Genomic DNA, 25,663 nt, shown 5'->3' with positions numbered 1-25,663 from the left:
TTTAGCGTGCTTGAGGTGGCTAAGCGTTAGTTGAAACCAAAGGTGCGACGCAGCTCATTGGTGAAATCATCAATGTCGTCTTGTGAAATCAGCGGCTGCGGATTGCGGTTGCCGCGGCCATTGCTTCGTCCATTGTTGCGGCTATTGCTTTGGCCGTTATTGCCGCTGTCGGAGTCTTGGTCATTGGAATCGCTGGAATCAGGGGCTGTGTAACCAGAACCGTCAGAGATCTGCAGGGTGATCTCGGCGCCATCGGCAAGCCCATCGCTGCCCGTGAGCGCGCGAACCACGGTGCCCGAAGGCTGCGCATCTGGAACTGAGATAACACGCACGCGGTAGCCTTCGCCCTCGAGCGTTTGACGAGCAGAGCTTTCGCTGCGGCCACGCACGGATTCTAAAAGACCGGTGGACTTACCGCTGTCATAGGCACGGTCATAGTCGGAGATGGTGCCGCTAGTAGCGGACTGGAGCTGCGTGGCCATGCCGAAGAAGGTGCGAGCTGGTTCGGTACCGCCGAAGAGCGTCCCGTTGCCGCACTGGCGCACGGGGCTGGTGCACAACGAGGAAGTGTTGGTGCCGTCATTGTAGATATAAGGCGCTGCTGACAGTCCCGAGTTAAAGCCCAAGAAAGCAGCAGACTGGTTGGACTCGGTGGTACCGGTCTTTGCAGCAATCTGGCCATTCCAGCCCATCTGATTAGCAGCTGCCTCAGCAGTGCCAATGTGGGCATCGGCAGTCATCGCATTGGCGAGGGCATCGGCAGCACCGCTATCCATTACGCGTTCACAAGGCGTTGATTCGACATATACTTCATTGCCATTGCGGTCAGTGATCTGATTAATCGGATCCGGCTCGCACCAAGTGCCATGTGAGGCCAAGGTTGCGCCCACATTAGATAGCTCCAAAGGATTAACTGCCGTTGGACCCAAAGTGAAAGAACCCATTGGCGCTTCCTTGGCGTAATCCGCCAGGGAGTAGTCCTCGTTGAAGCTGCCTTCCTTGGTGTAGCTGCGCAGGCCCAGCTTGACCGCCATATCGACGGTGGCCTCAATACCGACCTGCTCTTCGAGCTGAATGAAGGTGGTATTTGGCGAATGTGCCAATGCTTCTTCAAAAGTCATGCGCGGTTTATACGTACCAGCGTTTTCTACACAGTAGCGGTTTGCCGGGCAGTTATCGGCGCCGCCGAAACCTAGCCCTTCAGCGTCATAGCGGGTGGGCACATCCAGCATGTTTTTAATGCCATAGCCGGCTTCCACGGCGGCGGCTGCAGTAAAGACCTTAAAAACAGAGCCCGCGCCGTTGCCCACCATGGAATAAGGCTGTGGCAACAAGGTCTCATTTTGGTCCAGATCCAATCCGTAGGTCCGGGAAGAAACCATTGCGAGTACATCGCGGTCGGTTTCCGAAGGGCGAACTACGTTCATCACCGATGCCACACCAGCAGCATCCGAGGAGGTCTGGGCGTTAACCGATTCCTTCGCACGGTCTTGCACCACTGGATTCAACGTGGTGTCAATGGTGTAGCCGCCACGGGCTAATTCCTCAGTAGTGATTCCGCGTTCGTCCAAGTATTCAAGAACATAATCGCAGAAGAAACCGCGGTCACCGGCGCCAATGCAGCCATTAGGTAAGGTACTTGGGCGATCTAGCACGCCCAAAGAGTCGGTATTGGCCTCATCGGCTTCAGCCTGAGAGATATAACCGTTGCCCACCATCGATTGCAGCACTGTCGCACGACGCTTGAGCACCTCTTCCGTATTGGTATACGGATTCAAGTATTCAGAAGACTGCACCATGCCGGCCAACATTGCAGATTGTGGCAAAGTTAGCTCATTAGCACTGACGCCAAAGTAGGTGCGTGCAGCAGCCTCGATGCCATAGGCATGGTTGCCGAAGGGGACAAGGTTGAGGTAGTTCGCCAGAATCTCATCTTTGCTCAAAGCCCGGTCAATCTCCGCAGCCATGCGAATCTCACGCAGCTTACGGGGAATGGACTGTTCAGTGGCAGCCTGGCGTTCTTCGTCCGTGGTGGCATCGACAAGCAAAAGGTAGTTCTTTACGTACTGCTGGTTCAGCGTTGATGCGCCCTGGGATACACCACCTGCCAGAACGTTAGTTGCTAGCGCGCGGAAATTACCCTGGATGTCTACGCCTTCATGCTCGTAAAAGCGATGATCCTCAATGGAGACGATCGCATCTTTCATATTTTGCGAGATCTGATCGGGCTCGACAGGGTGGCGGCGCTGGTTAAACAGGTAGGCCATGTTGTTGCCCTCGGAATCACGGATGGTGGTTACCCCCGGGATATTGCCCGCTTCCAGCGCTTCGATGTCCGATTCCATGGCATCGGATGCCGTGGCGACCGCCACGCCGGACAAGCTCGCCGCGGGCGCTAAGGCGACAGCAACGAGCAGGCCAATGATAACGGTGACCAAAGAGATTCTTCCTAGAGCTTTCACCCCCAATACCCTACAAGGTCTGCGCGCGGGAGGAAACAAATTAACTCCCCCCTAAAGTGTGACCTGTTAGACACGTTGCGAATGCTGTGAATACACTTACTACCAGAGCGTGAATACGCCTACGTGAGATTATGTGTGGACAAGCAGAAGGAGCGCCAGATGACTGTGAGCTTGAAGATGTCAACTCAGGCGGACACCTACAATGCGACAACCCCAGAACGCGGGGAGTGGGTGACGCAAGCTAAGTGTCGAAATGGTGACCCTGATGCACTTTTTGTGCGTGGTGCGGAGCAGCGCAAGGCTGCCGTTATTTGCCGTCACTGTCCTGTCCTTAATGAATGTCGAGCAGATGCTCTAGATAACCGCGTGGAATTCGGCGTCTGGGGCGGACTGACTGAGCGCCAGCGCCGTGCGCTGTTGCGCAAAAACCCACACATCACTAACTGGGCTGATTATCTCGCCCAAGGCGGAGAACTAGAAGGAATCTAAGGGTGTACGGGGGCACAGCCTGTACACCTGAAATAAACGTATGAACTAGTCATATGAACTAACCGCATGAATTAACTGCAACCGGAATATGCGCTGCACCCCACTTTGTGCCTAACTGGCACGGGGCGCAGCGCTTTTGTTTATGATGGGGCGCATGAAGAAATGGGAATATGCAACCGCTCCGGTCCTAACTCACGCCACCAAGCAAATCCTTGACTCGTGGGGAGAAGACGGCTGGGAGTTGGTCACGATTACACCAGGTATGAATCCAGAAAACGTAGTTGCTTACTTCAAGCGAGAGGTTCAATAAAATATGTCTTTCAAAGCACGTCTCGAAGAACTCGGATACACCCTACCGCCAGTTGCTAAGCCTCTAGCTTCCTATGTTCCAGCTACCGTAGTTGGCAACCAGGTCTGGACCTCTGGCCAGCTTCCTTTGATTGATGGCGCACTGCCAGCTACCGGCAAAGTCGGTGCAGAGGTCAGCCCTGAGAAAGCACAAGAACTAGCGCGCATCAGCGTCCTCAACGGCCTCGCAGCTATCGATGCTGAGGTCGGCCTGGATAACGTCACCCGTGTCATTAAGGTTGTGGGCTTTGTGTCCTCGGCGCCAGATTTCACCGGTCAGCCAGCAGTCATCAACGGTGCTTCCGATTTCATCGGGGAACTTTTCCAAGAAGCTGGCGCGCACGCTCGCTCTGCAGTCGGCGTTGCCGTACTGCCGAATGATGCGCCAGTGGAGCTAGAACTCATCGTGGAATTTGCCAAGTAATAGGTTAGGCTGACACATATGGAGCATCCTGCATATAGTCAACTGCGTCCTGTTACGCAGCACGCCGGTGTAGTGTTGTGTGACAACCCCAGCTACACAGCGCTTGAAGGTACAAATACGTGGATTATTAAAGGCGATGAAGATGGTGCCGCCATCGTGGTCGATCCAGGACCTGATGATGAAGGGCACCTCAACGTCGTCACCGCCCAGTCTGGCGGGGAAGTAGCCCTCATTGTGCTCACGCACCGGCATGATGACCATGCAGCGGGAGCTCTTCGCTTGCGTCAGTTAACGGGCGCGCCAATTCGCGCCTTCGACCCGAGTTACTGCAGCAAGGACGCCGAGCCGCTTGTCGATGGCGAAATTATCTCCCTCGACGGCATCAGCCCAACCCTCGAGGTAGCTCATACCCCAGGGCACACTAGTGACTCGGTGAGCTTTTTTGTGTGGGCAAGCCAGCCGCAGGAATCTGAGCTTGAAGGCATCGTCAGCGGTGATACCATCGCTGGCCGCCACACCACCTTGCTGTCTGAAACCGATGGGGATCTTGAGGCTTATTTGAAGTCTTTGGACATGTTGGAAGAGCGCGGCAAGAATGTGCCGCTGCTGCCAGGCCATGGCCCAGATCTGCCGGATGTTTCAGAAGTAGCGCGCAAGTATATTGACCGCCGCCACTACCGCCTAGACCAAATCCGTCAGCTGTGGGCGGAACATGGCAAGGATATTGAACTCAAAGTCATGATCGATGAGATGTATGACGATGTGGATCCAGTGCTGCGTCACGCCGCAGAACAGTCAACTCGCGCAGCGTTGAAGTATTTAGACGCTCATCCTGAGAAGGTTTAACTGGCTACACAGTTAAACCTTTGAGCACCTGCTAAAAGGAGTGGCCCCAGTGAAAATCACTGGGGCCACTCCTTTTGCTCTATTTGTGAAAGTGAAGCGTTTGCGACACCTTCACTAGACGTTATGAAGTTTCAGGCTGGTGTTTATTTAACGGGCACGCTTGGCGAGGTGCTCGGTGTTAACGATGACAACCGACTTGCCTTCGAGGCGAATCCATCCGCGGTGAGCGAAGGTAGCCAAAGCCTTGTTAACGGTCTCACGTGAAGCGCCAACCAGCTGTGCAATTTCTTCCTGAGTCAGGTCGTGGTTCACGCGCAGTGAGCCACCTTCTTGCACACCGAAGCGGTTTGCCAGCTGCAGCAAGGTCTTTGCCACACGGCCCGGGACGTCGGTGAAGATGAGGTCAGCCAAGGAAGCATTGGTGCGACGCAGGCGACGAGCCAGCACGCGCAACAGTTGCTGTGCAATAGCAGGGTGGTCAGAGACCCACTGCTTGAGCATTTCCGAGTTCATGGTGGCTGCCTGAACCTCAGTCACACACACTGCGGAAGAGGTACGTGGGCCTGGGTCGAAGATGGACAACTCACCGAACATGTCCGATGGGCCCATGATGGTCAGCAGGTTCTCACGACCATCGGGAGCGTGGCGAGCCAGCTTAATCTTGCCGGCGGTGATGATGTACAGGCGGTCGCCTGGCTCACCTTCCTCAAAGATGGTGGTGCCGCGTGGGAAACGAACAGTTTCCATTTGCTCAATCAAATTATTGACAGCTACCGGGTCGACACCCTGGAAAATGCCAGCGCGCGATAAAATTTCCTGTACGCCTTCCACGTGCGTCTCCTTTACTTTTAACGCCTAAAATCTTCAACACTCCACATCCTACAGTGGAATTAGTCACTTTAGTGCAATTCCCCCCAAATAATCACGGAAGTCCCGTATAGGGAATCGCTTGGGGCAGAGGATGAAATGCTTAACTATCGAGCACTTGTGTTTCGAGTTTTTCCATCAAGATGGCAAAGAGCGCCAACCCGACGGGGACTAGTACTACTAAAACGATCATGTCTTAGAGTTTAACTAATGAGGAATCGATAAAGTTCCCAAACCTCGATTTTTCTCATTATAGTTCACTGGCACAAGGAGATTGACCATGGGCAGCGGCATACGTGACGAGACCAAACGCGCGGAATATATCAATGAAGTCTTAGCTGAGACTTATCCAGATGCGCATTGCGAATTGGATTTTACCAACGCGCTGGAATTAACCGTGGCCACCTTACTGTCAGCGCAAACAACCGATGTGCGCGTTAATCAAGTAACTCCGAAACTCTTCGCGGCCTATCCCACCGCCGGAGATTATGCCCAAGCCGATGAAAAAGACATCGAAGACATCATCCGACCCCTGGGGCTCGCGCCTTCAAAATCCAAGCGCTTGGTGGGAATGGGACAAAAGATCGTCGGTGACTTTGAGGGTGAAATACCCACGAGCATTAAAGATCTAAGCTCTTTGCCCGGAGTAGGGCGCAAGACCGCTTTGGTTGTTCGCGGCAATGCTTTCGGCATACCGGGACTTGCCGTAGATACCCACGTCAAACGGGTTACCTCCCGCCTGGACATGGTGGAAGATGCGACCGAGCTAAAAGTTGAAAAGCAATTATGCGCGGTGGTGCCGGAAGAAGAATGGACGATGTTCTCACATCGAGTAATCTTCCACGGGCGTCGTTGCTGCACTGCTAAAAGTCCTGCATGCGGACGATGCCCCCTGCGCGATGTCTGCCCATTTCCTGCGTCCAGACAAGATAGTTAGACTCAGAAGGAGATTAAGGGCAATAAGCTGAGAAAAAGAGGTACGTGGTGAAAAAGAGCGTGGTCTTTTCCATCGTGATCGCAGCGGTGCTGACCATCGGGGTGATTGCGCTAGCGCTCTCCACCCTTACCACCGACAGTGCTGACAGTTCCGATGTCAGCTCCGATGACAGTGCTGAATCGGCAACCACTACTCAAGGGGACAGTCTGACAGATGAGACTGTCCCGGACGAGGTAGTTTCGGACGAAGATGCATCGACAAGCGAAGTAGCGACGCGACCTGACTGCCCAGCGGGACCTGTCGCCGGAGTCGAACTGCCGTGCTTAGGCGGGGAAACTAGCCCGGATAATGCCACCGATTCCGGTATTTCCATCGTCAATATTTGGGCCTGGTGGTGCGAACCCTGCCGCGAAGAACTGCCCTATTTGGAAGAAATCGCACAAGCCCACTCCGAATGGAACGTGGTGGGCGTGCACGCAGACCGCAACGCCGGCAATGGCGCGGCTTTCTTAAACGACCTCGGTGTTGATCTGCCCAGCTACCAAGATGACTCCAATCTGTTTGCCGGAACCTTAAGCCTGCCTGGGGTCATTCCTATTACTTTGCTCGTGGTTGATGGGGAAGTAAAGGAACGTTTTATCCAGCCGTTTAAGTCCACAGAAGAAATAGAGACAACCATCACAAAGGCACTAGCTTAAGTGGCTAGGATGGGGGACATGGCAGAAAAGTTCCCCATTGCTGACTCACCGGGCGTTAATACCACGCTGTCTCCGGAGAAAGCGCCACACTGGTTGCGCTCGGCTTTAGACGTCACTGGAGAGGATGTCGTTGAGATCATCGGCAAGCGGGCGAAGCAAGACGTGTTGCCGTCACCGAAGTCTGCTGCGGTGCTCATGCTTTTAGGCGGAACAAGCGTCGATGATGCAACGGTGCTGTTGACGCACAGGTCCCCGCACCTGCGTTCACATTCTGGCCAAATTGCTTTTCCAGGTGGAAAAATTGATTCCACCGATGTCAATCTTATCGATGCAGCGCTGCGCGAAGCCTGGGAAGAAACCGGTTTAGACCGCACGTCGATAACTCCGCTGGCGCACTGGGGTGAAACCTTTGTGCCGGTACGCGGTAACCGAATTAATGCGGTCTTGGCACATTGGCACGCACCAAGCCCTGTTGGTGTGGTCAATCCTGAAGAAGCTGATGATGTTTTTGTGCTGCCAGTAGAGGAACTGCTGGCGCCAGAAAACCGCATGATGCTGGCCTGGGATCACTGGACGACGCCCGCGTTTCGCGTCAATGGCTATGTTATCTGGGGTTTTACCGCTGCGGCATTAACAACATTATTTTTAAAGACCGGCTGGGAGCAGGAGTGGGATCAAACTCCCCACTTGGATTTGCACGCGGCGATTGCGGCCTCCCGTAATAATGAGCGGAGGGTCTAGTAAAGTTCTGTAAGTTACGCAGTAAACGCTCAAGGGAGAATTTGTGGATCCAGCCTGGATAGTTGATGGCTTCATCGTGGTAGCTGTCCTTGCAGCGATGGCAACCGGCTGGCGCCAAGGCGGATTTGCGTCGTTGCTCTCAGCCGTAGGAATTCTCGCAGGCCTCATCGTCGGCCTCGGCGTGGCACCCATGGTGCTGCAGATAACCGACCAAGTTGGTATCCGCTTCCTGCTGGCCTTAGGAATGCTGATCTTACTGATCGGGCTGGGTCAGCTCTTAGGCTCTGCCTTGGGACATGCGATTCGCGACCGCATGAAAACCAAATCCGGACAGCGCGTGGATTCTTCATTCGGCGCAATCTTGATGTCCGTATTCTCCCTCGTGCTGATTTGGCTCATTGCCACTCCGATGGCGACGAGCCTGAGCAATAGCGTGGGTAAGGGACTGCGGGAATCTGCGATTTTGCGCGAAGTCAATAAGGTGATGCCAGATGAGCTGACCCAATTACCGCGCAGTATTTCGGGAATGCTCAATGACTCGGGCCTGCCACCGGTCATGATGCCGTGGGAAGACGGCACTTCTGTTGATGTTGAAGCGCCAAATATTGAAGTGGCTGACCAAGCCATGGTTCAAGACGTACGCCCTTCGGTAGTGCACGTTATCGCTGATGCCGATGGCTGCCGACGGCGCATGATGGGCTCTGGCTTTGTCACCGCCGATAATTATGTGGTGACCAACGCGCACGTGGTGGCCGGAACACAAACGGCTTATGTTGATACCGTGCTCGGAATCAAAGAAGCACGCGTGGTCTACTACAACCCTGAAGTTGATATCGCTGTGCTGCGCGCAGAAAATCTGGGGCTCGAGCCGCTAGCGTGGGCGGATGCTCCTGCCTATACCGGTGATGATGCCGTGGTGATGGGCTTTCCACACTCTGGACCCTTTACCGCGAATGCCGCGCGTATTCGCGAACGCGTCAATATTGCCGGGCCAGATATTTACTCCAATAGCCGCGTTGAACGCGAGTCCTATATCCTGCGCGGAACCGTGGTGCAGGGCAACTCTGGTGGCCCGCTGATTTCTCCCGACGGCACGGTTCTAGGTCTTATCTTTGGCGCTTCCGTCGATGACACCGATACCGGATATGCAATCACCGCCGAAGAAGTACGCTCCCATATCGGTGATGTGACCCAGTTTGAAAATTCCGTCGATACGCAAGAATGCGTCGCGCAATAATGTTGCATCAAATAATTGCAGGTTGAAGGCATAAGTAAAGCTCGCACCTTAAGGTTTATCTAACCTTTTTTAGGTGCGAGCTTTAGCTATTTACCAGCGCTACTCGTGCAGACCGAGGTTCTCGCCGGTGCCGAGCTCAATGTGCATACCCGGAACCGAGTTGATGAGATTTCGCGTGTATTCCTGTGATGGATTATCGAAGATTTCATCGGTAGTGCCTTGCTCGACCACAGCGCCCTTTTGCATAACGACGACATCGTCAGCAGTCTGGCGCACAACCGCCAAGTCGTGGGTAATAAACAGGTACGACAGGTTGAGGTCGCGCTGAAGTTCTGCCATCAGCTGAATGATCTGGTTTTGCACCAGGACGTCCAGTGCTGACACCGCCTCATCCAAGACAATGACTTCTGGATTCAGCGCGAGCGCACGCGCGATGGCGATGCGCTGGCGTTGGCCACCAGATAGTTCATCGGGGTAGCGGCGCATGGCCGAACGTGGCATCGCAACCATATCGAGTAGCTCGGCGACGCGCGCTTCGCGCGCCTTGCGGTCACCAATCTTGTGTAGACGCAGTGGTTCTTCGATGCACTTGAAAATCGAATACAACGGATCCAAAGAACCATACGGGTTCTGGAATACAACCTGCATCTGGCGGCGCAGCTGGAAGAGCTGCTTGCTGCTTAACGTGGAAGTATCCGTGCCTTCATAAAAGATGCTGCCGGAAGTTGGCTCCAAAAGATTCAGCACCATATTTGCGACCGTGGACTTGCCCGAGCCGGACTCACCCACCAGCGCTAAAGTAGAGCCGCGGCGCAGGTCAAAGGAGACATTATCGACTGCCTTGAACTGCTGCTTCTTGCCGCGCGTGTCACGAACGGTGAATTCCTTGGTCAGATTACGCACCGAAATGACAGCTTCATCAGAGTGCTCTTCCGCTGCACCAGCAATCAGCTCAGAAGTTACAATGCCGGCTTCACGAGCAGCTCGAATACGTGATGACGCAAGGGACGGAGCAGCAGTGACCAAACGCTTGGTGTAAGGGTGCTGCGGGTTCTGCAAAATCTTGCGCGACGGACCTGATTCCACGATGCGCCCGCGGTGCATAACAATGAGGTGCTCCGCGCGCTCTGCCGCAAGACCTAAGTCGTGAGTAATAAAGAGCACCGCGTTGCCGAGTTCTTTGGTCAGGGAATCAAGGTGATCCAGAATCTGCTTCTGCACGGTGACATCGAGAGCCGAGGTAGGCTCATCGGCAATCAGTAGCTTCGGGCGAGCAGCCAAACCAATACCGATGAGTGCACGCTGGCGCATACCGCCGGAGAACTCGTGAGGATATTGTTTAGCGCGTGCTCCTGCATCGGGAAGCCCTGCTTCTTCTAGAACCTGGACGACGCGCTCTTTACGCTTTGAACCTTCGACGACATGATTGGCTTTGAGCGATTCTTCAATCTGGGTACCAATGCGCCACACCGGGTTCAGGTTCGACATCGGGTCCTGGGGGACCAGACCGATGTGGGAGCCGCGAATGCGCTCATAATCTTTGTTGTTGAATTTGGTGATGTCCTCACCATCAAAGATGATCTGACCTTCGGTGACCTTGCCGTTGCCAGGCAATAGACCCAAAATGGACATGGCTGTGGTGGATTTGCCCGAGCCAGACTCGCCCACGATAGCGACGGACTGGCCAGGGTAGATGGTCATGTCGACGCCACGAACTGCCTCGACGATTCCGGTAGAAGAAGAAAAGGCAATCTTGACGCCTTTCATCTCCAACAATGGCTTTTCAGCGTTATGTTCAGTCATGGTTATCGCTTCCTTGCCTTTGGATCGAGCGCGTCACGAACAACATCGCCCATCATGATAAAGCTCAATACGGTCAAAGCCAGCGCACCAGCAGGGTAGAACAAGACCATAGGTTCTTGACGCAGTGATGCCTGAGCTTGGGAAATATCTCCACCCCACGAAACAATGGTGGGCGGAAGGCCAATACCTAAGAAGGACAGCGTTGCTTCGGCGACGATGAACGTACCCAAAGCCACGGTGGCATAGGAGATAATCGGCGCTGCGGCGTTAGGCAGCACGTGGCTAAAGAGGATGCGCCACTTGGATGCGCCGATCGAAAGCGCGGCCTGGACGAACTCTTCATTCTTGATAGACATCACGGCACCGCGGGTAATACGCGCGATACTGACCCAGCCAAAGAGACCAAGCACCAAGACGACGGTGATAATCGTGCGGTATTCCTTAAACATCTGCATGACCACGATGGCTGCCAGAACCAGTGGAATAGCAAAGAAGATGTCAGTGATACGCGACAAGATGGTATCGACCCAGCCGCCAAAGAAGCCCGCAATAGAACCGATTAGCGCGCCAACGATGGTGACCAAAGCAGTGGTGAGAACACCTACGAGTACCGAAGCGCGTGCGCCGTAGATAACGCGTGCGTAGATATCGCAGCCTTGGCGGTCAAAGCCAAAGATGTGGCCTGATTCTGCAGGGTTCAAGGAATTTGCCAGACTGCAGGAACGTGGGTCAACCGAGGTAAAAATGGACGGAAAAAGCGCGAGCAGCAAGGCGATCAAGATCATGACTGAGGCAACCCAGAACAATGGGCGCTTACGCAGGTAGCGCCAGGCTTCCGCCCACTGCGATGAAGGAGCAGATTCATCCTTGACAGCGTCTACGGCACCAAGACCAGTCTCATCAGTTTCAGCGATGTAGTGGTCTTGACCAGGGCGGCCGTGGGATGCCAAGAATTCTTCGGCGAGATCATGTGGGTCTGTATTGCGATCGATATTAGGCATAGCGAATCCTTGGGTCGAGTACCGCGTAGAGAAGGTCAACCAACAGGTTGGCGATGATGTAGATGACTACGAGGACAGTGGTAAAGGACACGATGGTGGTAGGCTCGCCGCGCAGAATTGCTTGGTAGAGCGTGCCACCGACGCCGTTGATACCGAAGATGCCCTCAGTAACAATGGCGCCAGTCATCAGTGAACCGAGGTCAGCGCCGATGAAGGTAGCCACTGGAATCAGCGAGTTACGCAGCACGTGGCGGGTCATGACGTTGCCGCCTGACAAACCTTTAGCTCGGGCAGTACGCACATAGTCGGCGCGCATATTTTCACTAACGGATTGGCGTGTAAGGCGAATGATGTAAGCGCACGAGAGTGCACCCAGCACAATTGCTGGCATGAGCAGGGATTCGAAGGATTCGTCTCTACCAACGGTCACGGGGAGTAGGTCCCAGCGAATACCGACAATGTACTGGAATACGAAACCGGTAACGAAGGAAGGAACTGCAATAACCAGCAAGGAGACAACCAGCACGGTGGAGTCAAAGAAACCACCGCGGCGGATACCAGAAAATACACCGAAGGCAATACCGAAGATGGTTTCAAAGATGATCGCCATAAATGCCAGCTTGAGCGTTACTGGGAAGACATTGCTCATGACCTCGGTAACGGGCACTCCAGAGAAAGTAGTACCAAAGTCCAAGGTGAGAATCCCTTTGACGTACAACAGGTACTGAACGATAAATGGCTTGTCTAGGTTGTATTCTGCCTCGATGCGGGCCCGCGCAGCTTCCGTAAGGCCGCGGTCACCGCCTAGTGCCTCTACCGGGTCACCCGGCATGAGGAAGACAAGTGCGTAGATGAGCAGGGTGGCTCCGAAGAACACCGGAATCATCTGGAGCACTCGTCGCCCGATATAGCGCAACATAAATGTGTCCTTTACAAAATTGTGGGTCTACCTACCGAATCCGCAACCAATCTAAGTCACCACGTTGACCGGCTGTGACCTATCTTAAATCGACGGCTGTACTAGTGATAATCAACATAGTCCCGGGTAAGTGGCGATTTTCTGCCCAAAACTAGTTTGTTGGGTGTCACGTCCTACAGTGTGGTCAACGAGAATTAATAAGCTGGGCTAATTCACACGGATGCGAAAATGTATTCCACAGGATGGGAAGTGGCTTTGTTCCCAGCTAGCGTTTGCGGCTACCCCATATAGAGGGCGATCCTTTCACCCGCATTGGGATAACTTAGGAAACCCCGTAGTGCTGGTGGTTAAGTCCCGATAGACGTGACTAGGCCCTCGCTATCCAAGAAAGCGGGAGCGAGGGCCTAGTTTTTAAGAACTTGCATGCTCAGTCTGGTTGAACAGCCGGTGGGCAAGACCCAAATAGACCGCAGGTCTATGAAGGGGAATTAGTTCTTGGTGATGTCGGTGAAGACTGGAACGGAATCCCAGCCAAAGACCACGTTGTCAACGTTCTCGGAGTAACCAGCGGTCACGTTGGAGTACCACAGTGGGATAGCTGGAAGGTCTTCGAACAGGATGGTCTGAGCTTCCTTGAAGAGCTCAGCTGCTTCCTCTGGGGAGCCAGCTGCGTCAGCTTCGCGGATCTTGGCGTCAAAATCAGGGTTAGAGTAGTCACCGTCATTGGAGCCAGCGCCGGTACCGTAGAGTGCGGCTAGGAAGTTGCCCATGCCTGGGTAGTCAGCCTGCCAGCCGGTGCGGAATGCGGTTTCGATGGTGCGGTTGGTCACTTCATCACGCAGGGACTTGAAGTCTGGGTATGGAGCGCCAACAGCTTCAATCTCCAAGGTGTTCTTGATGGAGTTGGCTGCTGCATCAACCCATGCCTGGTGTCCACCGTCAGAGTTGTAGGCGATGGCGAACTCAGGCGAGGACCATTCATTGATCTCATCTGCCTGTGCCCACAGCTCCTTGGCCTTTTCTGGGTCGTATTCCAAGACCTCATTGCCAGGAACGTCTTCGGAGAAGCCCGCTACAACTGGGGAAGTGAAGTCATGCGCTGGGGTACGGGTGCCTTGGAAGATGGTGTCAGTGATCTCTTCGCGGTTGATGGCGTGAGACAGTGCCTGGCGTCGCAGGACGCCTTCTTCGCCACCGAAGTGCTCCAGGGATTCACCGATGGTAAACGACTGGAAGACTGCGGAAGGCTGGTTGACGGCGCGGTCACCCAGGTCAGACTCGTACACGGAGAACGCGGAGTCTGGAATCTGGTCCAGAACATCTAGGTTGCCGGAGAGTAGGTCAGCGTATGCTGCGTCCTGGGATGGGTAGAAGACGATGTCGAGGCCATCATTTTGTGCCGCGTGATCGCCTGGGTAATCAGGGTTTGGTACCAACAATGCGTTGGAGTTGTGGTTCCACTCTTCCAGCATGTACGGGCCGTTGCCCACTGGATTTTCGCCGAATGCATCCATGTCATCGAATGCGGACTCTGGCAGTGGAGCGAAAGCAGAGTAGCCGAGGCGCTGTGGGAAGTCAGCGGTTGGCGCATTCATGGTGACCTTAAAGGTCTTGTCATCGATGACCTCGAGGCCTTCGAGCTCCTCGACGCCTTCTTCTGCGTAACCCTTGATTGGCTCGAAGAAGTACGCACCCAGCTGTGCATTGGCAACGGCATAGTTCCACGCATCCACGAAGGAGTTCGCGGTGACGTCTGTGCCGTCAGTGAACTGCCAGTCCTTCAAGGTGATGGTGAATTCAGTGTTGTCGTCGTTAGCCTCAATGGACTCTGCGACTTCGTTGTAGGTCTCACCATCAGCGTCATAGCCCACGAGACCGGAGAAGATCGAGTCGATGATCTTGCCGCCGCCTGTTTCGTTGGTGTTGGCAGGAACCAGTGGGTTCTGAGGTTCGGTGCCGTTGGCGAGAATGTAGTTGTCGCCTCCTGATGAGCCGCCGTCGGAGGACGCGCCATCATCAGATGAGGAGTCGGAGCACGCCACGAGGGCGAGCGTGGTTGAGGCTGCAGCAAGCAGCGTGATCGTCTTCTTGATCGTCATGAGGGGTGACCTCCACGTTGAGATGAAAAAACCATTAGCCAAACCTGTGATTGGGCTTGGAGCAAATCTACCTTGTGAACGAGGACACAAACAAGAATTGCAAAATCTGCGCTGGTTAAAGCGCGTTGGTCTCATGTGGTGAAACTGGAGGCTACCTGCGAAGATTGTGAATTGTTTTGCAAAAAATGTATTTTTCCTCACCCCGTTTAAGGGGTGAGACGTAGCCAACTCCCAATCGCCTCAACGAACCCAGTTGGGTTTTCCAAATGCGGCATATTCTTTGCCTGAGCTACCGAGCTTTCTGTGAATTTCGATGCCACCCGCGCACGTGCACGGCGGATGACCGGTAGCCACAGGCGTTGCCCAGAGTGTAAAAACAGCACGGGGGATTCCACGCGGCGTTCGAGCCAACGCAGTGGTACGCCGGAGGTAAGCAACCTATGGTTGTGCACCGCTCCGCGCTGGACATTGCCAATCTGCGAGGCTTGCAGGCGTAGCCGCAAAAATTCTTCATATCTTGAGGCGTTGTTTTTTCGGAATTTCGAAGACGTATTGTTGTCCAGTTCGCCTTTGTAGAATTTCTGCGGCACCGTGTGCCCTGGAAGCCGGCACCAAAATGAGCTGGCCAGTAGGTACAGGAAGTCCCAGGGGCGCGCGGCGATGCTCCGGCGCAAATCAACCGGGTAAGCACCGGAGATACTCACGACGCCAGAAACACGCTCTGGCTTATCGATGGCCACGGTCCACGCCAATGACGCGCCCGTATCATTTCCCGCGACTATTGCCTTGTCGTAGCCTAAGGCCTGGATGACGCCAGAGATATCTCCTGTAAGCGTGCGAATATCTTGCCCGCCACCTGCAGGGGGTTTATCCGACATGCCAAAGCCGCGCAGGTCTACTGCGGCGACGCGAAAACCCTTGCTGGCCAATGGGGCAATGACGTCCCGGAATTCGAACCAGCCACCGAAAGAACCGTGAATTAAAACGATTAATGGATCGCCTTTTTCTCCAGCGGTGACCACGTGTAGACGAATTCCGTGGGTGTGGACAAACTCATGTTCAAAGTCTCCTTTGAGCTCCACGACGGACGGAGAAAGAGGCTTAGCGGTCAAGTGAATTCCTTACAGAAGTACGTTGGCGGCTCATATAAAAATCCGCCCGCAGCAAAATCTTATGCGACGGGCGGATGGGAAAATGGGAGAGGGAAAGGAAGAGGCTTTAGGTGTAAAGGCCTTTATTGCGCTTTTCTACAGCATCCTTTGCCTTACCTGGCTTGAGGTGCTTGAGCTCTCCGACTGATTCAATAGTCTTTTCTGGCTTTTTCACCTTCTTGATCTGGCTAAAGCCAATGGCTGCCAGGACGCCTGCGATAACGAGCATGAGTAGGAAGACGATGAGGTACGCAGCCCAGCGGTCGAACCACAGGTGGGTAAGCAGCTCCGCGAGGAAGAAGAAAAAGAAGAAAGAGCTGTACAGAGCAATAGTGCCAGCTGCGCCGAAGAGACCGGCACCAATGCCGCCCTTCTTAGCAGAGGCCGCTAGCTCAGTCTTTGCTAATTCAACTTCAGAGCGAACCAGCGTAGAAATCTGCTCAGTCGCATTAGAAACTAGTGTTCCGATAGAAGTCTCACCCGGCTTGCTGGTGTCAACATCCGATAGCGGAATGGAGTTAACCTTTGGGCCGAAGCTCTCGGTGCCATCGGTGTAGAGTCCGTCTTTGCTCACGGTAGAAAACCTTCCTCAAAGGGTGCGCAGAATCATTTCATTAATCTTTAACAACCACAGTAGATCAAAAAAGCCACCGTGACATACGTTCCCATCCTAATAGATTTAAATTGTCGCGCTTTGTTCGGCGTGGCAATTGCTGTAATTAGGGAAAACACTGGGGATCTGGCGAGCGCCAAATCCTCAGCCGAGTGGCCGAGGGGCATCGATAAGCACCTGCGACCCTCACGTCGGTAGGTACAGAAACTTTAGTGAGTTGCTTTACCCCGCGAGTGGCGTGTGTGGCCAAGTGAAAAATTCAGTCACTTTGGGTTCTTTGCGTGGTTCCAGTGCAGGGCGCTGAAACAACCAGACGCCGGCTACCACCAAGGCCGCGACGCCTGCGACAACGGAAGCACCAATGCCGACTTCCTTTGCTCCAGGCATAGTAAAGAGAGGAACTGGGTCGCGGAAAGTGCGGATGTCCCACTGGTTTTCTAATGCGGCCTTTTTCATGGCGCGGTCTGGATTAACGGCAACTGGGTTACCTACTAATTCCAGCATTGGAATATCCGTGGCCGAATCTGAGTAGGCAAAGCTTTGGCTCAAATCGATATTCTCGGACGCGCCGATTTTCGCTACCGCATCCGCTTTGGCATGGCCTTTCAGGTAGTGGACAATTCCGCCGGTAAAGCGGCCGTCCACCGTCTCTAATTCGGTAGCGACAACGTGTTCAACACCAAGTTCCTCGGCGATGAGTCTCACGAGTGTTTTCTCGGAAGCGGAAATGATCACAACTTCGTGGCCAGCGGCTTGGTGGAACTTAATAAGCTCACGAGCCTCGTGATAAATCGCTGGCGTAACCACGGTATGCATGGTCTCGCGCGCGATATTTTCTACTTCTTCCACAGACCAACCAGTTACCATCGCTGCCAATTGGTCACGGGTGGCGTCCATTTGCTCAGAAGTCTGCCCGGCCATCATGTAGCTGGCCTTGGCCAATGTCATCTGAAGTGCATCGCTTGGGCTAATAAGCCCGTTGTGCATGAACTCTTTGCCGAAGGCGAAAGCAGACGAGGTGGCAATGATCGTCTTATCCAGGTCAAAGAATGCCGCGATGCGGCCGTTCTTTGCTGGTAGAGGATCGTGTGTGCTCATGTTCTGCTTTCTTAAAATCCGTGCCGACGATTATCTAACTGTTATCCGCTAGCCAATCGAGCAAGTGGTAATGCCAAAATACTACCGATTAATTGTAACGATTGGGAAACGTGTTAACTACTGTGACTATTGTGGCACCGTTCCGGGTCATTGTCTATAGGAAGAATCGGTGAGAATCTTTGAATCGTTACTGAGTTATCCACAGGAAATCTATGACATGTCACTCTTTGGGTAGAAAAGTGGCGAGTTATCCACAGGCACTCTAAGTAGGTCTAGTGCTGACTATGTCCCCAAAGCCATAGTTGAAGACATGAAGCACCACACCGATTTTATTCTGATTGCCTGCACAGACCCCGTAGTTACACCAGAGGCAGCACATGCCGCTGCAGCCACCCGGCGCGAGGTTATTCACGTTACCGATCCGCGCGACCTTAGCCGCTACGCCCTTGATGCTGCGGCGGTGATTGTTGACGCCTCGACTGCCGCACACGTTGCAGCCACCGGGCGGCGCTCCCGCATTTACTTTGTGGCACCAGAGCCCGGGCCTATTGATTATGAAATGGCGCTGCGCTCGCACGCCGAACAAGCTTTCATCCTGCCCGCGGAATCAACACAATTGCTGCAAGCCTTGGCGGCAGATTCCACTCAACAGCACCATGCTGCTGCGCTGCGTATCACGGTGGTTGGCGCCAGCGGGGGAGTAGGCGCATCCACTTTGGCTGCAGCGATTGCGCGTATGGCCTGTGCCGAGCAAGGTACGGCGTTATTAATTGATGCCATTCCGCTCTCCGGTGGTCTTGATTTATTGATGGGCTTAGAAGCCGCACCTGGTGCCCGGTGGCCCGATATTTCTTTAGGCACCGGCGCAATTGATGCAACAGATATCGCAGCGGCTTTACCAAGTACACCCGATGGCATCACGGTGTTATCTGCGGCGAGAGCAAAAGTGGAGACCCCTTTTACTTTGGAGTCAGAAGCCGTCGGTCGTTTGATTTCCGCAACTTCAGGCGGATTCGATGTTTTAGTTATAGACGCCCCGCCGACACATATTCCGCAAGCATCAGATTTGGTGGTTGTGGTGTGCGCAGCAGAGGTGAGGTCCTCAGCTGCTGCCGCTGAAATCTGCGCGGATCTGAAAGCACGGGGAAGCAATTTCGTAGTTGCTCTTCGTCACCGTGGATGGTCGGGTTTAAGCGCTCGCGATATTGAGCGCATTACTCAAGGCGATGTGTCAGTGGAGATTTCCCACATCAAAAACCTCACTAAGACAACTGAGGTTGCAGGTCTTCCCACCGCATTGCCCAAGAAACTCGCAGCCCCGGCATTAGAGCTGCTAGCTGTGGCGGGGTGGTGATGATGGTGGATAACGCTGCAACTCTAGTTGCGTCCTTACAAAGTGCTTTGGCAGAGGAGCCCGACTTAGCGCACAACCCCGCGGCGCTGGCTCGACGAATTCGGGAAGAGGCAGGAGTCATTAGTGACGTCGAGGTTTTAGAAATCCTCCGGCGTTTGCGCAATGACACCTCAGGTTTAGGCCTTTTAGAGCAGGTATTAGCGCGTCCGGGGATTACGGATGTGGTGGTCAACGGTCCCGAAGATGTATTTGTGGACCAAGGAAATGGCCTGCAGCGTGCAGCAATATCTTTTAATTCTGATGCGGAGGTGCGCAGACTAGCCACACGCTTAGCAATTAGCTGCGGTCAACGCCTTGATGATGCGCAGCCTTTTGCCGATGGGCGAATCAATCGCGACGATGGAACTAGTTTGCGCATTCACGCTCTACTTGCCCCGCCGAGTGAATCAGGCACCTGTTTAAGTATTCGCGTATTGCGCCAAACCAACACTTCGCTCGATGACTTGGTTGATAACCGCACCCTGACTAGAGAAAGTGCCGAGCTCCTCCGCACCATGATTGCAGCACGGACTTCTTTCCTGGTTATTGGTGGTACGGGTTCTGGAAAAACCACGCTACTATCGGCGCTGCTGTCTGAGATCTCTGTTGATGAACGCCTCCTTATTATTGAGGACACTGCAGAACTGCGCCCTAATCATCCGCATGCAGTTACTTTGGTTGCGCGCCGGGCAAATGCTGAAGGCTCTGGTGAGATAACCATGGCGCAGCTTTTGCGTCAATCATTGCGCATGCGCCCTGACCGCATCGTGGTCGGAGAAATTCGCGGTGCCGAAGTTGTGGACCTACTTGCAGCGTTAAACACCGGTCACGATGGTGGTGCTGGAACTCTACATGCCAACTCCTTGCACGAAGTTCCTGCACGTATGGAAGCGCTTGCGGCTTTGGGAGGGCTCGACCGCACTGGCCTGCACTCGCAGTTGGCGGCAGCTGTCGATGTCGTCTTGACCATGGCACGGCAACCCGACGGCAGACGCCTTCGGGAGATCGGCATCCTCACCGGAAACCCTGTCACCACCGAAGTCATCTGGACAACGGAGGCGGGCCCGCGCCCTGGATATCAGAACTTTCGGGACGCTCTTGCTCCGCGCACGCATGCTCCGCCCGCATTTGAACCGCTGGCTGTTGAGGAAGATACAAAGCCGGATGCTGTAACGGGGAACTCGAACCTGCATATTCCTGCTGGCTTTGATGGCTCATTGGATAACTTCCGAACAGGAGAAATCTCATGAATACGGACGTTTATGCACTGCTTCTTCTTGCCTTAAGCACATTAGTGTCAGAGACAAAGAATTCGGAACGGGTAGTTAATAACAAGAAGCTGGCCACCGCTGCGCCCGCCTGGATGATTCTGGCAACGGTATTTCTCGCCGTCTTTCTTTTTATGCTCCTTGGTCGGCTCACTGTGATTGTGGCAGCCATCATCGTTGCTGCCACAGTGGCGTATAGCTTGAACCATGCACGGAAGAAGAAAATGAACGTGCAGGCAGAAGATGCCATCGCCAGGCTTTTAGGAAATATGACAGCCGACCTGCGCGCGGGTGCCTCGTTTCCAGCAGCACTAAAACGCGGAGCCGAAGATTTAGCAGCTAGCGCTACAACGTCGATGGAGATGAAGACAGCAATTGCAACCGCAGCGGTCATAGCTCATCGCGGTGGCAGCGTCTCCACCGTGCTGGCCACTTCGCACCCGCAGCTAAAAACCCTAGGAGCGTTGTGCACGCTGAGTGAAAGGCATGGCATTCCGCTTTCCGATGTCTTCGAACAAGCCCACAACCACATCGAAGCCAGAAAACGCCACCGTGCGGCAACGAAAGCAAGCCTGCAGGGACCGCAATCCACCGCGATTGTTCTCACGTTGTTGCCGCTGGCAGGGATTTTCATGGGCACCATCATGGGCGCTAACCCCGTGGGGTTTCTCCTCGGCGGTGGCATCGGCGGAGTGCTCTTAGTTGTTGGCGTGACATTGGCGTGCGCCGGATTTAGTTGGTCACGCACCCTCATTGCCAACGCAGCGAGTTAAAAGAAGCTATTGAAAAGGAAAGAAAAGACATGAATTACAGCGTTATCGCCCTTATCCTCATCGCAGCAACCTTATGGATCCCCAGTGCTAGCGGAGACATCGCCAAGCGATATGTGCACAGACAAGAACCCAAGACCCCGCGCGCTGGGCCGAAAGAAACGCTTAAGGATGACGGCAAGCTGCAAATTTTGCTGAGCAAAGTTCTGCCCCAGAGCTCATCTGAAGTTGATCCTTTGGTCATTGCTGGCGATATTGAGCTTTTCATCGCCTGCGTGCGCGCTGGGTTATCTGTTCAACAAGCCACGAGCGCAGTATCGATTGTGGCTGATGAACCTACCGCAACCTATTGGGCACAGGTCAACTCCTTGCTTGCGCTTGGTTTGGAACCACACCGGGCCTGGGTGCATATGGCGCACCTACCTGGATTGGACGAACTTGCCCGGCTAGTTGTCATGTCGGAGCATTCCGGCGCAGCTATTGCTTCTGGTTGCCAACGGCTGGTGGACACACTTCGGGCGGATGCCACCAGCAATGCCATTGCCAAAGCCGAAAGAGCAGGGGTTTTTATTTCCCTGCCCCTGGCGATGTGCTTTTTACCCGCCTTCATCGTGCTCGGGCTAGTTCCGGTAGTAATCAGCCTGGGTGCACAACTTCTCTAACTACCAACCCATTAACCAATTCGAAAATAACAAACACTCTGAACGCTTAAGAAAAGGAAAAATCATGAACACTCACAACAATCTGGCAAACAAAGCTCTCGCGGTAGTCGTTCGCAAAGCGAGCGTAGTAAACAACGAGAATGGTATGAGCACCATCGAATATGCGATGGGCAGCCTCGCGGCAGCGGCCCTTGCGGCGGTGCTATATCTCGTCATCAATGGCGGCGCGGTAGTTGATGCCATTGAAGGAATTATTACCGATGCGCTTTCGAACACTCCAGGTTAATCTAGCGCATTTAAGATAAGGAGGAAAGCACGTGAAGAAGCTGGTATTTAATGACCGAGGCTCGGTCACCATTGAAGCGGCGCTGTCATTATCAGTGCTGATTATCGTGGCCGCGGCAATAGTCGGCGCGATTGCGACCATGGCGGCATATATTTCCGCCGTTGATATTGCGGGTGCTGCCGCGCGGGCGCATGCCATCGGCGTTGAATACCAGCCTCCTCGTGAAGATATCTCCGTGTCTGTTGCAGAATCTTCCGGACTCATCACGGTGACGGCACAGGTTCCTGGTGTTATCGGCACTATGAGCGCCAAAGCAGCCTTTCCCGCCGAGGTAGGTGGGCTGTGATTATGGTGCGCAAAAAGCTTATCAATGACTCCGGGTACGCCACCATCGCTTCCTCCGGAATCATTATTGCCGTTGTAGTCTTGCTCGCTGCAGTGGCGGTGATTATTTCCCGCGTTGTAGCTTTCCATCAAGCCCAGGTTGCCGCCGATATGGCAGCGATTTCTGGCGCATATTCGCTAGCGCGTGGGGAAGACGGCTGCGTCGAGGCCGCGCGCATCGCACTTGCGAATGCCGCAGACCTCGAGCAATGCACGATCCAAGGAGCTGATATTCAGGTCGCAATTACCGTGCGCGGGCAAACCACGCAGGCGAAAGCGGGTCCTATTTAGCTAGCAGTTAACGTCACCAACGCGCCCAGTAGTTTGAGCGCGCCTGCCTTGTCCAGCGGCTGGTTGCCGTTGCCGCACTTGGGTGATTGCACACACGATGGGCAGCCGGATTCACACGGGCAAGAGCGTACTGCTTCGAAGGTGGCTGCAATCCATTCGGGAAAACGCTTGAAACCTTCTTCGGCAAAACCCGCGCCGCCGGAGTGGCCGTCGTAGACAAAGACCGTGGGCATCTGCGTGTCCTGGTGCAGAGCAGTGGATACGCCGCCGATATCCCAACGGTCACAGGTAGCAATCAATGGCAACAGACCAATGGCGGCATGTTCAGCAGCGTGCAGCGCGCCGGGAATATCGGCCGCGCGAATACCCATAGCTTCCAGCGCCAATGGGTCGACGGTATACGCCACCGCGCGGGTGCGCAGGCGTTGCTCTGGAAGATCCAGTGGGAAAAGATCCGAGGTGGTGCCATCGGCAAGCTTGCGGAAATAGCCGACGACTTGGTCGGTGACTTCGACATCGACAAGCGCTGCCCATACGCCGCCACCGTAATCTTTCAGCTCATCCTCATTTGCCGCGCCCATAATTGCGATATCCGTCGTGGAATTGGGCTGCGTGGAATACTCCGGATCGCCCGGGGTGGCAAAGGCGATGCCCTCATTAATGTCGAGGTCGTCGATGATAAAGCTTTCGCCCTGGTGCAAATAGACCGCACCGGGGTGCACCTGCGAATTCGCACGTGCACCATCGACGGTGCCTAACAGCCGACCATCGCTGGTGTCCATAATGAGCACGTCATTGCCCGCGCCGCCGCGCAGGCTGACCTGTGAGTGTGCGGTCTCCGGCCGCAGGTCACTATCTAACTGCGGCACGGCGAACCAGCCTTGTGGGCGGCGACGGACAAGTCCTTGGCGGGCAAGTTCTTGTATCACTTGCTCGGCGCGGTAGAAACGCACCTCCGCATCGGTCAACGGTTGCTCGATACACGCGCAGTAGATATGTCCGTAGAGGATATATGGGTTTTCGGGGTTAAAAACGCTCGCCTCGACTGGCCTGCCTAGCAGCGCGTCGGGGTTGTGCACGAGATAGGTATCCATCGGTTCATCGCGTGCGACAAAGACCACCAGGGAGCCCTGCCCGCGGCGACCGGCGCGGCCAGCCTGCTGCCAAAAACTGGCTACCGTGCCCGGGAAACCCGCGGTGACCACGACATCTAAACCGCCGACATCGATGCCTAATTCCAGCGCCGAGGTGGTAGCCACGCCCAGTAACTCGCCATTATCGAGTGCTTTTTCCAGCTTGCGGCGGTCCTCAGCCAAGTAGCCCGCGCGATAAGAGGCAATCCGCTGCGCAAAATCAGGCCTTGCCAGCGCGCCGGAAAGCTCAGCCTGGCAGCGTAATGCGACCTGTTCCGCGGAGCGGCGGGAGCGTACAAAAGCTAAGGTGCGAGCACCTTCGGCAACGGTTGCCGCCATGATTTCGGCAGCTTCCGTGGTTGCGGCACGGCGCACTGGTGCGCCATTATCGCCTTCCGCGCCCTCGATAAAGCCCGGTTCCCACAGCGCAATGGTGCGCTCACCAGTCGGTGCGCCGTCATCGGTGACCTCGGTAAAACCTACCCGGGAGGTCAACCGCTGCATATGTGCTCCGGGCTCATTCATCGTGGCAGAAGCCCCAATAATGGTTGGATGCGCGCCATAACGTGCACAAATGCGCAATAGTCGCCGCAGAACTAACGCGACATGTGCGCCGAATACCCCGCGGTAGGAGTGGCATTCGTCAATGACAATAAATTCCAGGTGCCGCAAGAACCTGGTCCAGCGTTCATGCGCGGCCAAAATCGACATGTGCACCATGTCGGGATTGGAAAACACAAAGCGCGCATGGTCGCGAATCCCGGCCCGTGCTTCGGTCGGGGTATCGCCGTCATAAGGGGAGGGGATGACAGAGCTTAGCTTGTCGATGCCCTTGGTCAGCTCCATTATCGCCAACAACTGATCTGAGCCCAGTGCCTTCGTTGGGGTTAAATATAACGCGCACGCGGTGGAGTCTTCTGCCATTCGGGTCAAGATAGGAAGTTGATAACCCAAAGACTTTCCCGAAGAAGTGCCCGTGGACACCACTACGTCGCGTCCGGCGAAGGCTGCATCGGCGACTTCGCGTTGGTGTGAATAGGGCGCGTGGATATCCCGGTTTTTAAAAACCTCAACTAGCTCGGGCAACGCCCAGTGAGGCCACTCGGTATAGTGCACCTTCTTTGCAGGCTGAGTAACAGAATGGGTCAGCGCGGAGGTAGAAAACCGTGGCTTTAGAGCGGAGAGTAGTTCTTCACCAAAACTCAAAATCTACCCCCTTTTTAGGTAGTCGAGAAAAAGAATTCCTTTAAAGACTACCGCCAGGGTAAGCAAACGTGTCACACTGGCTGTGGTCGCAGTTTCTTGGCGCAAGATTTAACACCACTTTGGTGCTCGCAAAAAGAGTTATAGCAAGATTTTATCGCGTGCACCCGGGGGACCGGGAGTTCGAAAAAGTTTGTTTGACCCGGCGTTGATAATTCTTCAACGACGAACCCCCTATTTTTAAGGATATTTATCATGGCACAGGGAACCGTAAAATGGTTTAACGCTGAAAAGGGCTTCGGCTTCATCGCTCCAGAGGATGGCTCCGCAGACGTTTTCGTTCACTACTCCGAGATCCAGGGCAACGGCTTCCGTACCCTCGAAGAGAACCAGCAGGTTTCCTTCGAAATCGGTGAGGGCCAGAAGGGCCCACAGGCAACCAACGTTAACGCTATCTAAGCATTAACCAACTGCCTTTATCCTCCACATCCACTTCGGATGTGATGGCTGGATAAAAAATTAAGGACTCCTTCGGGAGTC

Annotated in this window: 26 protein-coding genes; 16 read left to right on the top strand and 10 right to left on the bottom strand. The window is 54.4% G+C overall.

All coding sequences use genetic code 11. From position 1 onward, the window contains the following. Positions 1 to 26 precede the first annotated feature (26 nt). Complete coding sequence (locus C5Y44_RS02925) at positions 27 to 2,462, bottom strand: transglycosylase domain-containing protein (RefSeq protein WP_369831062.1); 2,436 nt, start codon at positions 2,460 to 2,462, stop codon at positions 27 to 29. Between the two features lie 159 nt (positions 2,463 to 2,621). On the opposite strand from C5Y44_RS02925, the gene C5Y44_RS02920 reads away from it, so the two are divergent. The 4 genes from C5Y44_RS02920 to C5Y44_RS02905 all read left to right on the top strand — a co-directional run bounded on the left by C5Y44_RS02920 (position 2,622) and on the right by C5Y44_RS02905 (position 4,569). Beyond that, complete coding sequence (locus C5Y44_RS02920) at positions 2,622 to 2,951, top strand: WhiB family transcriptional regulator (RefSeq protein WP_066792271.1); 330 nt, start codon at positions 2,622 to 2,624, stop codon at positions 2,949 to 2,951. A 154-nt stretch (positions 2,952 to 3,105) separates the two neighbouring features. Next, positions 3,106 to 3,261 (top strand): DUF4177 domain-containing protein, encoded by a 156-nt coding sequence (locus C5Y44_RS02915; RefSeq protein ID WP_003846100.1) that lies wholly within the window; start codon positions 3,106 to 3,108, stop codon positions 3,259 to 3,261. 3 nt (positions 3,262 to 3,264) lie between these two features. Then, positions 3,265 to 3,723 carry a RidA family protein gene (locus C5Y44_RS02910; protein ID WP_066840128.1) on the top strand — a complete coding sequence of 153 codons (459 nt, stop codon included), beginning with the start codon at positions 3,265 to 3,267 and terminating at the stop codon, positions 3,721 to 3,723. A gap of 18 nt (positions 3,724 to 3,741) precedes the next feature. After that, positions 3,742 to 4,569 carry an MBL fold metallo-hydrolase gene (locus tag C5Y44_RS02905; RefSeq protein WP_066792273.1) on the top strand — a complete coding sequence of 276 codons (828 nt, stop codon included), beginning with the start codon at positions 3,742 to 3,744 and terminating at the stop codon, positions 4,567 to 4,569. Between the two features lie 147 nt (positions 4,570 to 4,716). On the opposite strand, the gene glxR is transcribed toward C5Y44_RS02905, so the two are convergent. Next, positions 4,717 to 5,400, bottom strand: coding sequence for a CRP-like cAMP-activated global transcriptional regulator GlxR (glxR, locus tag C5Y44_RS02900; protein ID WP_066792274.1), 684 nt, complete (start codon positions 5,398 to 5,400; stop codon positions 4,717 to 4,719). A 316-nt stretch (positions 5,401 to 5,716) separates the two neighbouring features. Between glxR and nth the strand changes: the two genes are divergently transcribed. The 4 genes from nth to C5Y44_RS02880 are packed head-to-tail and all read left to right on the top strand — an operon-like array spanning position 5,717 to position 9,049. Further along, positions 5,717 to 6,373: an endonuclease III gene (gene nth, locus C5Y44_RS02895; protein WP_105323560.1), complete on the top strand. Its 657-nt coding sequence runs from the start codon at positions 5,717 to 5,719 to the stop codon at positions 6,371 to 6,373. Between the two features lie 44 nt (positions 6,374 to 6,417). Further along, positions 6,418 to 7,071 carry a TlpA disulfide reductase family protein gene (locus C5Y44_RS02890; protein ID WP_105323559.1) on the top strand — a complete coding sequence of 218 codons (654 nt, stop codon included), beginning with the start codon at positions 6,418 to 6,420 and terminating at the stop codon, positions 7,069 to 7,071. Between the two features lie 18 nt (positions 7,072 to 7,089). Further along, positions 7,090 to 7,812 carry a CoA pyrophosphatase gene (locus tag C5Y44_RS02885; protein WP_105323558.1) on the top strand — a complete coding sequence of 241 codons (723 nt, stop codon included), beginning with the start codon at positions 7,090 to 7,092 and terminating at the stop codon, positions 7,810 to 7,812. Positions 7,813 to 7,855: 43 nt separating this feature from the next. After that, positions 7,856 to 9,049, top strand: a complete 1,194-nt coding sequence (locus C5Y44_RS02880) for a MarP family serine protease (RefSeq protein ID WP_105323557.1) — start codon at positions 7,856 to 7,858, stop codon at positions 9,047 to 9,049. Positions 9,050 to 9,148: 99 nt separating this feature from the next. Here the strand turns inward: C5Y44_RS02880 and C5Y44_RS02875 are convergent, their stop codons facing one another. The 7 genes from C5Y44_RS02875 to C5Y44_RS02845 form a co-directional block, all read right to left on the bottom strand. Beyond that, entirely contained in the window at positions 9,149 to 10,852 is a 1,704-nt protein-coding gene (locus C5Y44_RS02875; protein ID WP_105323556.1) for an ABC transporter ATP-binding protein, read from the bottom strand. Between the two features lie 2 nt (positions 10,853 to 10,854). Further along, positions 10,855 to 11,853, bottom strand: a complete 999-nt coding sequence (locus C5Y44_RS02870; protein ID WP_105323555.1) for an ABC transporter permease — start codon at positions 11,851 to 11,853, stop codon at positions 10,855 to 10,857. Then, complete coding sequence (locus tag C5Y44_RS02865) at positions 11,846 to 12,772, bottom strand: ABC transporter permease (RefSeq protein WP_105323554.1); 927 nt, start codon at positions 12,770 to 12,772, stop codon at positions 11,846 to 11,848. The genes C5Y44_RS02870 and C5Y44_RS02865 overlap by 8 nt, the downstream gene beginning before the upstream one ends. A gap of 488 nt (positions 12,773 to 13,260) precedes the next feature. Next, positions 13,261 to 14,871, bottom strand: coding sequence for an ABC transporter substrate-binding protein (locus tag C5Y44_RS02860; protein ID WP_105323553.1), 1,611 nt, complete (start codon positions 14,869 to 14,871; stop codon positions 13,261 to 13,263). A 206-nt stretch (positions 14,872 to 15,077) separates the two neighbouring features. Continuing rightward, positions 15,078 to 15,983, bottom strand: a complete 906-nt coding sequence (locus tag C5Y44_RS02855; protein ID WP_105323552.1) for an alpha/beta fold hydrolase — start codon at positions 15,981 to 15,983, stop codon at positions 15,078 to 15,080. Between the two features lie 106 nt (positions 15,984 to 16,089). Continuing rightward, positions 16,090 to 16,596, bottom strand: a complete 507-nt coding sequence (locus tag C5Y44_RS02850; protein WP_066792283.1) for a phage holin family protein — start codon at positions 16,594 to 16,596, stop codon at positions 16,090 to 16,092. A 261-nt stretch (positions 16,597 to 16,857) separates the two neighbouring features. Beyond that, the gene (locus C5Y44_RS02845; protein ID WP_105323551.1) at positions 16,858 to 17,733 is read right to left on the bottom strand and encodes an HAD family phosphatase; all 876 of its coding nucleotides are present in this window, start codon (positions 17,731 to 17,733) and stop codon (positions 16,858 to 16,860) included. A gap of 310 nt (positions 17,734 to 18,043) precedes the next feature. Here C5Y44_RS02845 and ssd point away from each other — a divergent pair, with 310 nt between their 5' ends. From ssd to C5Y44_RS02810, 7 genes are all read left to right on the top strand, one after another. Next, on the top strand, positions 18,044 to 19,087 hold the full coding sequence (gene ssd / locus C5Y44_RS02840) for a septum site-determining protein Ssd (RefSeq protein WP_105323550.1): 1,044 nt from the start codon (positions 18,044 to 18,046) through the stop codon (positions 19,085 to 19,087). Then, entirely contained in the window at positions 19,087 to 20,376 is a 1,290-nt protein-coding gene (locus C5Y44_RS02835) for a TadA family conjugal transfer-associated ATPase (protein ID WP_233189793.1), read from the top strand. The genes ssd and C5Y44_RS02835 overlap by 1 nt, the downstream gene beginning before the upstream one ends. Beyond that, positions 20,373 to 21,167, top strand: coding sequence for a type II secretion system F family protein (locus tag C5Y44_RS02830; RefSeq protein ID WP_105323549.1), 795 nt, complete (start codon positions 20,373 to 20,375; stop codon positions 21,165 to 21,167). The genes C5Y44_RS02835 and C5Y44_RS02830 overlap by 4 nt, the downstream gene beginning before the upstream one ends. A gap of 29 nt (positions 21,168 to 21,196) precedes the next feature. Then, positions 21,197 to 21,826: a type II secretion system F family protein gene (locus C5Y44_RS02825; RefSeq protein WP_105323548.1), complete on the top strand. Its 630-nt coding sequence runs from the start codon at positions 21,197 to 21,199 to the stop codon at positions 21,824 to 21,826. Positions 21,827 to 21,890: 64 nt separating this feature from the next. Next, positions 21,891 to 22,112: a DUF4244 domain-containing protein gene (locus C5Y44_RS02820; RefSeq protein ID WP_105323547.1), complete on the top strand. Its 222-nt coding sequence runs from the start codon at positions 21,891 to 21,893 to the stop codon at positions 22,110 to 22,112. 31 nt (positions 22,113 to 22,143) lie between these two features. Then, entirely contained in the window at positions 22,144 to 22,458 is a 315-nt protein-coding gene (locus tag C5Y44_RS02815) for a hypothetical protein (RefSeq protein ID WP_105323546.1), read from the top strand. A gap of 2 nt (positions 22,459 to 22,460) precedes the next feature. Further along, entirely contained in the window at positions 22,461 to 22,787 is a 327-nt protein-coding gene (locus C5Y44_RS02810; RefSeq protein ID WP_105323545.1) for an Rv3654c family TadE-like protein, read from the top strand. Here C5Y44_RS02810 and C5Y44_RS02805 read toward each other — a convergent pair. Next, positions 22,784 to 25,126 (bottom strand): DEAD/DEAH box helicase, encoded by a 2,343-nt coding sequence (locus tag C5Y44_RS02805; protein ID WP_105323544.1) that lies wholly within the window; start codon positions 25,124 to 25,126, stop codon positions 22,784 to 22,786. The two genes, C5Y44_RS02810 and C5Y44_RS02805, sit on opposite strands and share 4 nt — an antisense overlap. A gap of 252 nt (positions 25,127 to 25,378) precedes the next feature. Here C5Y44_RS02805 and C5Y44_RS02800 point away from each other — a divergent pair, with 252 nt between their 5' ends. Then, the gene (locus C5Y44_RS02800) at positions 25,379 to 25,582 is read left to right on the top strand and encodes a cold-shock protein (RefSeq protein ID WP_066792293.1); all 204 of its coding nucleotides are present in this window, start codon (positions 25,379 to 25,381) and stop codon (positions 25,580 to 25,582) included. The last annotated feature ends 81 nt before the right edge of the window (positions 25,583 to 25,663 follow it).

The organism is Corynebacterium sp. J010B-136 (assembly GCF_002967075.1).
Taxonomy (GTDB): Bacteria; Actinomycetota; Actinomycetes; order Mycobacteriales; family Mycobacteriaceae; genus Corynebacterium.
The sequence above is the reverse complement of the archived record's forward strand: the minus strand, read 5'-3'. Positions and strand labels throughout refer to the sequence as shown.

What these genes read in the sequence shown, in the direction of transcription:
- C5Y44_RS02920 (WP_066792271.1), top strand. Translation starts at nt 2,622, where the DNA reads ATGACTGTGAGCTTGAAGATGTCAACTCAGGCGGACACCTACAATGCG.
- C5Y44_RS02915 (WP_003846100.1), top strand. Translation starts at nt 3,106, where the DNA reads ATGAAGAAATGGGAATATGCAACCGCTCCGGTCCTAACTCACGCCACC.
- C5Y44_RS02910 (WP_066840128.1), top strand. Translation starts at nt 3,265, where the DNA reads ATGTCTTTCAAAGCACGTCTCGAAGAACTCGGATACACCCTACCGCCA.
- C5Y44_RS02905 (WP_066792273.1), top strand. Translation starts at nt 3,742, where the DNA reads ATGGAGCATCCTGCATATAGTCAACTGCGTCCTGTTACGCAGCACGCC.
- nth (WP_105323560.1), top strand. Translation starts at nt 5,717, where the DNA reads ATGGGCAGCGGCATACGTGACGAGACCAAACGCGCGGAATATATCAAT.
- C5Y44_RS02885 (WP_105323558.1), top strand. Translation starts at nt 7,090, where the DNA reads ATGGCAGAAAAGTTCCCCATTGCTGACTCACCGGGCGTTAATACCACG.
- C5Y44_RS02875 (WP_105323556.1), bottom strand. Translation starts at nt 10,852, where the DNA reads ATGACTGAACATAACGCTGAAAAGCCATTGTTGGAGATGAAAGGCGTC.
- C5Y44_RS02870 (WP_105323555.1), bottom strand. Translation starts at nt 11,853, where the DNA reads ATGCCTAATATCGATCGCAATACAGACCCACATGATCTCGCCGAAGAA.
- C5Y44_RS02865 (WP_105323554.1), bottom strand. Translation starts at nt 12,772, where the DNA reads ATGTTGCGCTATATCGGGCGACGAGTGCTCCAGATGATTCCGGTGTTC.
- C5Y44_RS02860 (WP_105323553.1), bottom strand. Translation starts at nt 14,871, where the DNA reads ATGACGATCAAGAAGACGATCACGCTGCTTGCTGCAGCCTCAACCACG.
- C5Y44_RS02845 (WP_105323551.1), bottom strand. Translation starts at nt 17,733, where the DNA reads ATGAGCACACACGATCCTCTACCAGCAAAGAACGGCCGCATCGCGGCA.
- ssd (WP_105323550.1), top strand. Translation starts at nt 18,044, where the DNA reads ATGAAGCACCACACCGATTTTATTCTGATTGCCTGCACAGACCCCGTA.
- C5Y44_RS02835 (WP_233189793.1), top strand. Translation starts at nt 19,087, where the DNA reads ATGATGGTGGATAACGCTGCAACTCTAGTTGCGTCCTTACAAAGTGCT.
- C5Y44_RS02830 (WP_105323549.1), top strand. Translation starts at nt 20,373, where the DNA reads ATGAATACGGACGTTTATGCACTGCTTCTTCTTGCCTTAAGCACATTA.
- C5Y44_RS02825 (WP_105323548.1), top strand. Translation starts at nt 21,197, where the DNA reads ATGAATTACAGCGTTATCGCCCTTATCCTCATCGCAGCAACCTTATGG.
- C5Y44_RS02820 (WP_105323547.1), top strand. Translation starts at nt 21,891, where the DNA reads ATGAACACTCACAACAATCTGGCAAACAAAGCTCTCGCGGTAGTCGTT.
- C5Y44_RS02810 (WP_105323545.1), top strand. Translation starts at nt 22,461, where the DNA reads ATGGTGCGCAAAAAGCTTATCAATGACTCCGGGTACGCCACCATCGCT.
- C5Y44_RS02800 (WP_066792293.1), top strand. Translation starts at nt 25,379, where the DNA reads ATGGCACAGGGAACCGTAAAATGGTTTAACGCTGAAAAGGGCTTCGGC.